At 60.3% G+C, this 1023-nt stretch carries 1 protein-coding gene; it reads right to left on the bottom strand.

Annotation, left to right across the window (positions count from 1 at the left end; all coding sequences use genetic code 11):
• Nucleotides 1-976: IS256 family transposase (locus JJ917_17800; GenBank protein ID MBO6700684.1), on the bottom strand; the 976-nt coding region annotated here is incomplete at its 3' end.
• Between the last annotated feature and the right edge of the window lie 47 nt (nt 977-1023).

Raw genomic sequence — 1023 nt, forward strand, 5'->3', positions numbered from 1 at the left:
AGCCGTAGTAGGTCAGCGTTTCTTCGCCGTGCTCTTCCAGAAGATCGGCCGCTTTGGCGAGCCGCATTGCACGGAGTTCTGCAATGACCGCCATCATCTTCTCTGTGGCGGCCTGGCGGCTTTCCTGAGCGTGGATGGCTTTCAACATCCTGGCGATATCACGAACCTTGCCTGCCGGTACCAGGCTGAAGACGTTACGATAGAAATGCACGACACAGCGTTGCCACTGCGCGTCCGGAAAATGCTCGGCGGCGCTCTCGACGAGGCCACGACAAGCATCCGACACGATCAATTGCACGCCGCAGAGCCCTCTGTCGGCCAAGTGGCGCAGAAAGGTTGACCAGCCCGCCTTGTCTTCCTTGGGACCTTCGACGATACCCAGGATCTCGCGATAACCGTCCGCGGTCACGCCAATCGCCACCAGAAGTGAGACGTTGCGCACCTCACCCGCCCACGTCCGCTTCATGACGATCCCGTCCAGGAAGACATAGGGGTGATCGCCTTCGATCCTGCGATGACGCCATTCGTCGATCTTGGCGTAAATCTTCTTGTTGAGGTTGGAGACTGTGCCCGGACTGACACGAGTGCCCCAAAGCGCCTCAGTAATGTCCTCGACACGGCGTACGGAGACGCCCGCCAGATACATCTCGATCAAGGCCTCCTCAACGCTGCTTTCCCGTCGCTGATAGCGCTCGATGATCGCCGTCTCGAAGGTCTGCCGCCGCAGCTTCGGCATCTTCAGCTTCACAGGCCCGGCCTTGGTATCGAGCGAGCGCTCATAACTGCCCGCCCGAGTGTCGCGGCGGCCTTCGGTGCGCTCATAGCGACCAGCACCGCAGAGCCGATCCGCTTCTGCGTCCAACATCGCATTCAACGCTTCCTCGACCGTCCCCCGGACCATCTCGCCCAGATGATCTTTGATCCGGGCTTCGTCGATCTGGATCACTTGCCCCATCGTTGCATTGGCCAAGTCCATATCGGCGGGGGTCCAGATGTCGCCATCCAGTATCGCTTCGATGCCCG

The organism is Hyphomicrobiales bacterium (assembly GCA_017642935.1).
Classification (GTDB): Bacteria; Pseudomonadota; Alphaproteobacteria; order Rhizobiales; family MH13; genus MH13.